The organism is Deltaproteobacteria bacterium (assembly GCA_016234845.1).
Taxonomy (GTDB): Bacteria; Desulfobacterota; Deferrimicrobia; order Deferrimicrobiales; family Deferrimicrobiaceae; genus JACRNP01.
Window position 1 is genome coordinate 1 of record JACRNP010000035.1, and the last position, 4047, is coordinate 4047.

General features: G+C 68.4%; 7 protein-coding genes. 6 read left to right on the forward strand and 1 reads right to left on the reverse strand.

Features of this window, described 5'->3' with window-relative positions; translation table 11 throughout:
• On the forward strand, positions 1-548 hold a 548-nt coding region (locus HZB86_03575; GenBank protein MBI5904618.1), incomplete at its 5' end, for an LOG family protein.
• A 23-nt stretch (positions 549-571) separates the two neighbouring features.
• Complete coding sequence (locus HZB86_03580; protein ID MBI5904619.1) at positions 572-880, forward strand: Smr/MutS family protein; 309 nt, start codon at positions 572-574, stop codon at positions 878-880.
• A gap of 10 nt (positions 881-890) precedes the next feature.
• Here the strand turns inward: HZB86_03580 and HZB86_03585 are convergent, their stop codons facing one another.
• Positions 891-1667 (reverse strand): epoxyqueuosine reductase, encoded by a 777-nt coding sequence (locus HZB86_03585; protein ID MBI5904620.1) that lies wholly within the window; start codon positions 1665-1667, stop codon positions 891-893.
• An 89-nt stretch (positions 1668-1756) separates the two neighbouring features.
• On the opposite strand from HZB86_03585, the gene HZB86_03590 reads away from it, so the two are divergent.
• The 4 genes from HZB86_03590 to HZB86_03605 all read left to right on the forward strand — a co-directional run.
• Entirely contained in the window at positions 1757-2377 is a 621-nt protein-coding gene (locus HZB86_03590) for a hotdog fold thioesterase (GenBank protein MBI5904621.1), read from the forward strand.
• A complete protein-coding gene (locus tag HZB86_03595) occupies positions 2374-2775 on the forward strand; it encodes a type II toxin-antitoxin system VapC family toxin (protein MBI5904622.1) in 402 nt (133 codons plus the stop codon). The genes HZB86_03590 and HZB86_03595 overlap by 4 nt, the downstream gene beginning before the upstream one ends.
• A gap of 16 nt (positions 2776-2791) precedes the next feature.
• Complete coding sequence (locus HZB86_03600) at positions 2792-3265, forward strand: acyl-CoA thioesterase (protein MBI5904623.1); 474 nt, start codon at positions 2792-2794, stop codon at positions 3263-3265.
• Positions 3266-3344: 79 nt separating this feature from the next.
• Positions 3345-4047, forward strand: a 703-nt coding sequence (locus HZB86_03605) for a Tim44 domain-containing protein (protein ID MBI5904624.1), incomplete at its 3' end; no start/stop codon positions are given.

The following is a 4047-nucleotide window of genomic DNA, read 5'->3' on the forward strand; positions in this document are numbered from 1 at the left end:
AGTCGAGCGGGGTCGTCCTCTTTCCCGGAGGATTCGGGACGATGGACGAGGCGTTCGAGGTGCTGACCCTGCTGCAGACGGGCAAGACCCACCCGTTCCCCGTCGTGCTGGTGGACGTCCCCGGCGGGAATTACTGGGCCACGTGGCGCGGGTTCCTGGAGGAGGACCTGTGGAAGGCGGAGATGATCTCCGCAGAGGATTTTTCCCTGTTCCGGATCACCTCGAGCGTGGAGGAAGCCGTTCAGGAGATCCTTGGGTTCTACCGGGTGTTCCACAGCGCGCGGTATGTGGGCCCGGAACTGGTGATCCGCCTGCGGGAGCCGCTCCCCCCCGGCGCGCCCGCGATCCTGGAGGACGAATTCCCGGATCTTCTGGAGGAGGGGGGTTTCACCCTTGGAGCCGCCCTCCCCGAGGAAGCCGACGAACCGGAGATCGCCGGACTGCCACGGATCCGCTTCCGATTCAATGGAAGGAACCATGGATTGCTGCGCCGGCTGATCGACCGGATCAACGGGTACGCGTCGACAGAGCCGAAGGCATCCGGGTAGAAGAGGTTCCGGAAGGGGGTGGGATGGCCGGGGGAGAGATCGACCTGCATGGGCTGACGGTGGCGGAAGCGCTGTCCCGGCTGGCATCGCACTACAATGCCCGGATTCGGGCGGGAGACACCGGCCCGATCCGGGTGGTGCACGGGTACGGTTCGTCCGGGCGCGGCGGCGAACTGCGGGCGGCGGTCCGGGAGTTCCTCGCCCGGAACGGATCTCGGCTCGAGTTCACTCCCGGGGAGCAATATTTCAACAATCCCGGCGTGACGGTCGTGTACCCCAAACACCCTCTGCCCGCTCCCGCGGCGCCCCGGTACCCGGTCCGCGGCAGATAGGCGGTCCCCGTCAGGACCGGGCGCCTCTCCCTACCGGGCACGCCGCCTGACAAGCGAAGCAGTAGTAGTAGTTCCCCGTCATGAAGTTCTGCCACAGGTCGAGCGACATCTTGCCCGCCAGGAGCTCCTTCCGCCCCTCCGGGGACGATTCGACGAGGTCTTGAAGGAAGCCGCTCCACGCGCGGTATCCGCCGGAGAAGATCCGGTCGCCGCACTTCCGCTTGTCGATCCTCCCGCCGCCGGAGAGCGCCTTCGCGGGGCACTCCTCCACGCACCGGTCGCACGCCGTGCACGGCGTCTTCGGAAGCGGCTCTCCCGGCGGGATCTCCGCGTCGGTGACCACCCCGCCCAGCCGGACCGCCGGGCCGAACGCCTGCGTGACCAGCAGCCCGCTCTCCCCGTACCCGCCGATCCCGGCCGCGACGGCGGCTCCGCGCCAGTCGACCGCTCCCCGCATCCCGCGCTTGGGCGGGGCCATGTCGATCGGGATGAACGCGGGGACGGCGACCGCCGCGTGCCCCATGCTCTCCAGCCGGAGGGCGACGGCGTGGGACGCCCGGGCGGCCTGCCCGTAGGCGTGGATGGTGTCGTACTGCGCCACCTGGACGTTCGTGGACGAGATGGCGCTGCGGGAGTGCGGCGCCGCCAGGACGACCACGGTGCGCGCGCCCGGCAGAATCGCCGCGATCTCCTCGCGCATGACCGGAAGGTTCTCCACGGACGCCGCCCCGCACAACGGGGCGCCGTTTGATTCCGCGATCCGCGCGATTTCCGAAATGGGGAGCATCGCCGTCTCCTTCCGAAGAAGTAGTACAATCCGATTCTAGCAGGGATTTCCCGGATCCCGCTTTTGGCGGGCGCCGCTCCGGAGGAACCGTGAAGCCGCAGAACCCGGACTACCGCGAACTGGCGAAGGCTCTCTTCGACAAGGCGCCGTTCATCGCGGAGCTGGGGCTCCAGTTGTCGGACCTGGGGCCCGGCTGGTGCGAGACGGTCCTGCCGGTCGCTCCGAAGCATCTCCAGCAGGACGGCTACGTCCACGCGGGGGTGCAGGCGACCGTGGCCGACCATTCGGCGGGCGGCGCGGCGGGGACGCTGGTGAAAGCGGACGAACTGGTCCTGACCGCCGAGTTCAAGATCAACCTCCTGCGCCCCGCGATCGCCGATCGTCTCCGGTGCCGTTCCACGGTGCTGAAAGCCGGGAGGACGCTGATCGTTGCCGAATCGGAGGTCTTCGCGGTCCGCGACGGGAAAGAGAAGCTGACCGCCAAGGCGATCGTCACCCGGAACGGGCAGAGCCAGGCGGTGAGACTCCCGAAGGAGTTCCGTTTCCGGGAGGACCGCGTCTTCGTCAAGAAATCGGGGAATGTGGTTCTCCTGATCCCCGTGCGCGGTTCGTGGGACTCCCTCGTGGCGAGCCTGTCGAAGTTTTCCGACGATTTCCTTGCCGATCGGGAGCAACCGCAGGCGCAACGGCGCGGGAGGCTGTCGCGGTGAAATTCCTGCTCGACACGAACGTCTGCATCGACATGATCCGCGGGAGACCGGGACGGATCCTGTCCCGCCTCCGCCGGTGCCGCCCGGGGGATGTCGGCATTTCCTCCATCACGCTGGCGGAACTTTGGCACGGCGTCGCGAAAAGCCGGAACCCGGAAGGGAATGCGGCCGCCCTCGAGGGGTTTCTCCTCCCTCTTGAAGTGCTTGATTTCGGGGAGGAGGCCGCCCTGGCGTACGGATCCGTTCGCGCTTCCCTCGAGAAGACCGGGACCCCGATCGGCTCGATGGATACGCTGATCGCTGCGCATGCCGCCAGTCTCGGCGCCACGGTCGTCACGAGCAACACGCGGGAATTCCGGCGGGTCCGGTCTCTGGACGTCGTCGACTGGACACGCTGAGGGAGAGGGGGAGGCGATGCCGTTGAAAGGGAAGCCGGTCTCCGCGTCGCGGATCGTCCTGGCGCAGGAGATGACGCCGCTGGACGCGAACCCGATCGGCAACGTGCACGGCGGGAACATCATGAAGCTGGCCGACTCGGCCGCCGGAGTGGTCTCGATCCGGCACTCCGGCCGCAACTGCGTGACCGCCACAGTCGACCGGTTCGAATTCTTCGCGCCCGTCTACGTGGGGAACCTCGTGACCCTCCACGCCTCCCTGAACTACGTCGGGCGCACCTCGATGGAGGTGGGGGTCCGGGTCGAGGCGGAGGAGCTTCGCACCGGGAAGCGGACGCACACGAACACTTCCTACTTCGTGATGGTGGCGCTGGACGACGACGGCCGGCCGGTCGAGGTTCCCCCGTTGATCCTGGAGACGGACGAGGACCGGCGCCGGAACGCGGAGGCGCGGGAACGGGCGAAGGCCCGCAGAGACCGAAAGAAATCGTAACGCTTCGGGGGCCGCGATGTGCGAGAATACGCGCTGGCCCGATTCCCATAAATGGACGCGGAAAGACGGAGGATCGACGATGAAGAAGCGGCTCCTGGCGGTGGCGGTGCTCCTGGTGTTCTCGGCGGTCGTGGTGGAGGGCGCCTTCGCCCGCGCGGGCGGAAGCCGCTCCTTCGGGAGCCGCGGATCGCGCGGCATGTCCACCCCGACCCGCTCCTACTCCCCGTCGACGCCTTCGGCACCCTCCCCTTCGGCGTCTCCGGCCGCCCCCGCGCAGGGCCCGACGCCGTCGGCGTACCCCCCTCCGCAGCCGGGCGGCTTCATGAGAGGGTTGGCCGGCGGACTTGCCGGTGGGTTTCTCGGGAGCATGCTCTTCGGCGGGATGCGCGGAGGGGTGGGGGACGGGATGGGCGGCGGCGGGATCGGCTTCCTCGAGATCCTCCTTCTCGGCGGGCTCGGGTACATCGGGTACCGGTACTTCGTGAAGCGGCGTCAGGCACAGGCGGAGGCGTACTCCACGCCGCAATACTCCCAGGTCGGCACCGGCCCGTACGCTTCCCCGGCGGCATTGCCTGCGGAAGACGCATCGGTGTCCGACCGGCGGCAGGGGATCGGGCGGATCCGCCAGATGGACCCGTCCTTCGACGAGAAAGCGTTCGCCGATGCCGCCACCGACCTCTTCTTCCGGATCCAGGGGGCGTGGACCCGCAGGGACATGTCGTCCGTCGCCGGACTGCTCACCGACGAGATGCGCGGGACGATGCAGGAGGACGTGAACGGGC